Origin of the sequence: Agathobaculum sp., from assembly GCF_050946325.1 — a bacterium.
Lineage (GTDB): Bacteria > Bacillota > Clostridia > Oscillospirales > Butyricicoccaceae > Agathobaculum.
On record NZ_JBMNUP010000129.1, the window covers coordinates 1 to 5,544 of the forward strand.

At 55.1% G+C, this 5,544-nt stretch carries 6 protein-coding genes and 1 pseudogene; all 7 read left to right on the top strand.

The features are described from left to right. Nucleotides 1-192 (top strand): S-layer homology domain-containing protein (locus ACOYIE_RS08920; RefSeq protein WP_433412449.1); only part of this gene is annotated, 192 nt, incomplete at its 5' end. 132 nt (nt 193-324) lie between these two features. After that, entirely contained in the window at nt 325-1,002 is a 678-nt protein-coding gene (locus ACOYIE_RS08925) for a GntR family transcriptional regulator (RefSeq protein ID WP_433412451.1), read from the top strand. Nucleotides 1,003-1,140: 138 nt separating this feature from the next. Then, nucleotides 1,141-2,583 (top strand): NAD(P)/FAD-dependent oxidoreductase, encoded by a 1,443-nt coding sequence (locus ACOYIE_RS08930; RefSeq protein ID WP_433412453.1) that lies wholly within the window; start codon nt 1,141-1,143, stop codon nt 2,581-2,583. A gap of 3 nt (nt 2,584-2,586) precedes the next feature. Continuing rightward, entirely contained in the window at nt 2,587-3,819 is a 1,233-nt protein-coding gene (locus ACOYIE_RS08935) for an NAD(P)/FAD-dependent oxidoreductase (protein WP_433412455.1), read from the top strand. After that, nucleotides 3,816-4,181, top strand: a complete 366-nt coding sequence (locus ACOYIE_RS08940; protein WP_433412457.1) for a DUF1667 domain-containing protein — start codon at nt 3,816-3,818, stop codon at nt 4,179-4,181. The genes ACOYIE_RS08935 and ACOYIE_RS08940 overlap by 4 nt, the downstream gene beginning before the upstream one ends. Nucleotides 4,182-4,538: 357 nt before the next feature. Then, nucleotides 4,539-5,108 (top strand): 50S ribosomal protein L25/general stress protein Ctc, encoded by a 570-nt coding sequence (locus ACOYIE_RS08945; RefSeq protein WP_433412459.1) that lies wholly within the window; start codon nt 4,539-4,541, stop codon nt 5,106-5,108. Nucleotides 5,109-5,151: 43 nt separating this feature from the next. Next, a pseudogene (locus ACOYIE_RS08950) lies at nt 5,152-5,544 on the top strand (hypothetical protein); the annotation flags it as partial.

A 5,544-nucleotide genomic window follows, 5' to 3' on the forward strand; every position in this document is an offset into this window, starting at 1 on the left:
AAGACCGCCAAGCTGGACGAATACAAGGACGGCGTCGAGGTCAGCGCTTATGCCACCAATGCAATGCAGTGGGCGAATGCGGAAGGCCTGATTACGGGCAAGACTTCGGTAACGCTGGTGCCCAAGGGCAGCGCAACCCGCGCGGAAGTTGCTACCATTCTGATGCGCTTCTGCGAGAATATTGTAAAGTAACGGGATAACTCCCTTTACCCCCGCAAGGGCGGCCGATGATTCGGCCGCCCTTGTTCTGTCTGCCGTGATTTGACAAAGCCCTCCCCCCTGTCGTATAATGCAAACAACAGCATCCCAAAAAGGAGCATCCTGATGATTACGATTTCCGAACGCAGAGAACGCGAATCCGCCAAAAAATTCGTTCTGCGCGTCTTGATTGACAACATTATCAACACCCACCTTCTGCCTGGCGAAAAGCTGAATGAGCCTGAACTCTGTCAGGCTCTGGGGGTCAGCCGCACGCCTTTTCGCGAAGCGGAACTGGATCTGGCGCAGCGGCGGCTGATTGAAATTCGCCCAAAAATCGGAACCTATGTCTCCTTCATTGACGCGGAGCTCGTTGAAGAGGTCCGTCACCTGCGCGCAGTGCTGGAAACCGAACTGGCCGAAATGGCCTGCGAAAAGCTGTCCCAGGCAGATATAGACCGCCTTTGGGAAAACGTTGCGCTCTGGCAGCTCTATATCAGCCGTGCGCAGGAAGACAAGATTTTTTCTCTCGATAAGGCGTTTCACCAGCTGCTGTATTGCCAGTGCGGCCGTCCTTACTGGTACGAACTGGTTGAGCAGCTTTCTCCGCACTTTGACCGCACCACCGTTTTAAGCTTTCGCTGCCGTCCTGCAAGCGCAATCCTGCAGGATCATATTGACCTGCTTCGGGCAATTGAGCAAAAAGACAAGGCCGCTGCACGCGCTGTTGCCGGTCAGCATATGCAGCGATACACCGAAAACATCTCTGCCATCCGGAAATCTTTCCCCCATTATTTCAAATAGCCCTTTTGCCGTGTCATGTTTTCATGCCACGGCTTTTTTATATTCTTTTCTTGACATTCTTTCTTCCTTGTTATATATTAATATCAATGAAATATATTTCATTTTGAAAGGGTGACCAACTTGCAGAAACAATATGATGTGGCTATTATCGGCGCAGGCGTCGTCGGCAGCGCCATTGCGCGCGAACTTTGCCGCTACCGGCTCCGCATTGCCGTACTGGAAAAAAATCTGGATGTCTGCTGTGAAGCCAGCGGGCGAAATTCCGCGGTGGTGCATGGCGGTTTTGCCAATCCAATCGGCAGCCTGAAAGCCAAATGCTGTGTGCAGGGCAACAAGATCATGGACCAGCTTGCCGCTGAACTCAATTTCCCATTCCGCCGGTGCGGAAAAGTGCTGGTAGGCAATACGCCGGAAGACCGTGCGCAGCTTGAGCGCACGATGCAGCAGGGCGCGGTCAACGGCTGCACCGGTCTGGAGATGGTGGACGAGAAAAAGCTGCATGAGCTGGTTCCGGCTGTTGTGGGCAAATTTGCCATGTGGTCCCGCAGCAGCGGCATCATGGACCCGTTCCTCTATACCGTGGCGCTGGCCGAAAACGCCCACGCCAACGGCGCGGACTATTTCTTTGACCACGCAGTAACCGGTATTACGCGGGTGGATGACGGCTACATACTGCATACCGCGCACGGTGATTTCCGCACCCGCTGGGTCGTCAATGCGGCAGGTCTGGGCGCACAGAAAATCTCCGATATGCTGGGACTGACCGGCTATCGCGTCATCGGTTCCCGCAGCAACTATATCATTCTGCACAAACGGATGGGCAAGCTGCTGCCGATGCCGGTCTATCCCGTGCCCAGCAACACTTATATGGGCATCCATATCACCCCAACGGTGGACGGCAATGTAACCGTCGGTCCGGACGCGGAAAACACGGACGTGGTGGACGATTACCGCGTACCGCAGAAAAATATCGACAGTCTGGCCGTGGAGGGCGCCAAACTCTGGCCGCACATCCACAAAAAAGATCAGATTCGCACTTTTGCCGGCATCCAGCCCAAATGGGTGGACGAAAACGGAGCAATTCAGGACTGGAAGGTCGAAATCCGTGACGATATCGCGCCCTGCGCGGTCAATCTTATCGGTATCGAATCCCCCGGACTCACCGGTTCCGTACCGCTGGCACAGCACGTCGTCGCCATGATGCAGGAACGCGAGCGCTTCGCAGAAAATCCTGCTTTTGACCCTTATCACAAGGGCATCGTCCGCTTTGCAGACTGCACCCCCGAGCAGCAGGACGCACTCATCGCCCGCGACCCTGATTACGGTGAAATCATATGCAGCTGCGAGCAGGTGACCCGTGCCGAAATTTTGCAGGCCATCCGCAATCCGCTGGGCGTCTGCACCATGACAGGCATCAAATACCGTACCCGCGCGATGATGGGCGGCTGCCAGGGCGGTTTCTGCCAAATGAAAATAGAGCAGCTGATCGAGCAGGAGCGCGGCTTTGCGTCTGCCGATGTGCGCTACAGCCGCCAGGGCTCCTGGGTGCTGCGCGGAGACATGCGGAAGGAGGAAAACTGAACCATGGAACAGAAAGATGTTGTCATCATCGGCGGCGGTCCCGCCGGGCTTGCCGCGGCAGTCGAACTGCATAAACAGGGTGTACGCGACATGGTTATTCTGGAACGCGAGCCCGCGCTTGGCGGCATTCTTCGCCAGTGCATCCACGATGGGTTTGGTCTGAGCCGTTTTGGGCAGAGCCTGTCCGGCCCCGAGTATGCGCAGGCATTTATAGACGAAGTGGAAAAGCGCCAAATCCCCTATGAAACCAGCGCCGCCGTACTGCGCCTGACGCCCGACCGTCAGATAACCGTCTCCACCCGAAGCGGACTGCGGCAGTACAGCGCACGGGCGGTTGTGCTGGCTATGGGCTGCAAAGAGCGCAGCCGCGGCGCACTGGGCATCCCGGGTGAACGTCCCGCCGGCGTATTCACCGCCGGCGCCGCACAGGCCTATATGAACCTCTATAATCGCATGCCGGGCAAAGAGGTCGTCATCCTCGGTTCGGGCGATATCGGCATGATTATGGCGCGCCGTCTGACGCTGGAAGGGGCGCACGTCCATGCCGTATTTGAGCTGATGCCCCATCCTTCCGGTCTTCCGCGCAACATCGTGCAGTGTCTGGATGACTATAATATTCCGCTTCACCTGAGCCATACCGTTACGGGCATTCACGGGCGCTCACGCCTGACCGGCGTGACCATCTCAGCGGTCGACGAAAATCTGCGCCCCATTCCCGGCACGGAAAAAGAGTATCCCTGCGATACGCTGATCCTTTCGGCCGGTCTGATTCCCGAAAACAATCTGCTGGAGGATGCCGGCATCGCAATTGATCCACACACCAACGGGGCGGTCGTGGACGAGTATCTGCAAACCAGCATCCCCGGCGTATTCTCTGCCGGCAATGTGCTGCATGTACATGATCTGGTCGACTTTGTCTCTCTTGAAGCGGAAGCGCTGGCACGTCATGCCGCCGCATATGCCGCGGGGCAGGCCCTCTCCCCTTGCCCGCTGGAAGTGCGCAGCGGCACCGGCATAGGCCATACGGTTCCGCAGCGCATCAGCGGCAAAAACGATTTCCTGCTGTCGCTGCGTGTGCGCGGCCACTATCGCAACTGCCGCATCGTTGTACGGCAAAACGGCGAGGAAGTCGCGTCCTGCAAAATGAAAAAGGCCATCCCTGCCGAAATGATTCAGTTCCGCGTTTCTGCGGACCGTCTCAAAGACACAGGCGTATTGGAGGTGTCGGTCGAATGAAAAAGCAATATACCTGCATCATCTGCCCCAATGGCTGCGAAATTGAGGCAGAGCTGGAAAATGGCAGCATCTGCTCCATCACAGGGCACACCTGTCCGCGCGGCGAGGAATATGTCCGCCAGGAACTGACCGCACCGTGCCGTACCATCGCCAGTTCGGTTCTGGTGCGCGGCGGCGTGCTGCCGCTTGCCAGCGTCCGGTTGACGGCCCCCATCCCAAAAGAGATGATTTTTCCTGTAATGGAAGAGATTCGCAAAATCGTGTTAACCGCGCCTGTCAAGGCCGGCACCATCGCGCTGCACCATGTCTGCGGGCTGGACAGCGATGTGCTGGTCACCAAACATGTTGCGGCGGCAGAATAACTCATTTGCCTTTCAAATCAACTTTTTACTATGCAGCAGGGCGCGGCAGCCGCGCTCTGCTGTATCTTTCTGCATTACTGTTGCTTTTTTTCATAAACTATGGTATACTAAATAAAACAGAAGAAAAAGAACCGTCTTTTCAAGAAGGGCTTTTGGTATTGCGCTGATTGGCGTTATATGGAAAGTCCTTCTTTTCTATATATGCGGCGGTTTTCTTTCAAAAAGAACCGTCTTTTTAAGAAGGGCTTTTGCGCACCGGCTGTTCAGCCAGGCAGGAGTTCTTCTTTTTTATTATCCGTCCGTATTCGCACATTGCGATTACAGAATAAATAACAAATCTGATAGAGGAGGATCACAATGGACATCATCAAAGTGGAACAGCGGGATTTACAAACCAGGGCAAAACGGCTGCGGCAGGCTGGTCTGGTTCCCTGCTGTGTATATGGCGGCGGTTTGCCGGAGTCCCTCCACATCCAAATGACACAGGCGGCAGCCGAACAGCTTCTGCGCGAAAAACGCGAGGGCAGCAGGGTGCAGCTGGAGCTGGACGGCAAATTGATTCCGGTACAGATCAAGGAAAAAACCAGAAACTTTGCCGACAGCAAAATTGCGCACATTCAGTTCCAGGCATTGCAAATGAACCAGAAGGTCAACAGCGTCGCGCACATTTTGCTGAAAAATGAGGATATCGTACCGGGCGTTCTGGAACAAATGCTCTTTGAAGTTCCGTTTTCTTCGCTGCCCGGAGACATGATTGACACGGTCACCATTGACCTGCAGGGCATGCCTGCCGGAACCGTTCTGACCGTTTCAGATATTCCCGAATTCCGTGACGGCCATGTTGACCTGCAAATTGAAGCCGACAGCATGGTACTGCGCATCAACGATAAAAAGCGCATGGATGAGCAGCAGGCCGGCGAATCATGATGCCGGTATGCGCAATGACCCCATACAGGAAAGGAGCAGCACGATGGAGTTAATTGGACGGGCACTTCGCCATACAACCTTTGGAAAGGGTGTTGTAACAGGCTGCAAAGGCAACATTCTGACCGTTTGCTTTGCCGATGGAGACAAGAAATTCTTATATCCGGATGCATTCGCAGATTATTTGACGCTCAAAGATTCCGCGCTGCAAACACAGATACAAAATCTTTTGCACCGCCGCGCAGCAGAAAAAAATGCAGCGCAGCAGGCACGGCAGCAGGAGCAGGAGCGTCTGCAAACCCTTCGCACTCTGAGAATCTCCCGCAACTCTCAGGCGGTATTTGATGTGGCAGCTGATGAAATCAGCGAAACCGTCCGGACATGGACCGTCTCTACCGGCGTATATCTCAGCGGCTATTCCAGGGGCGAAAACCGGATT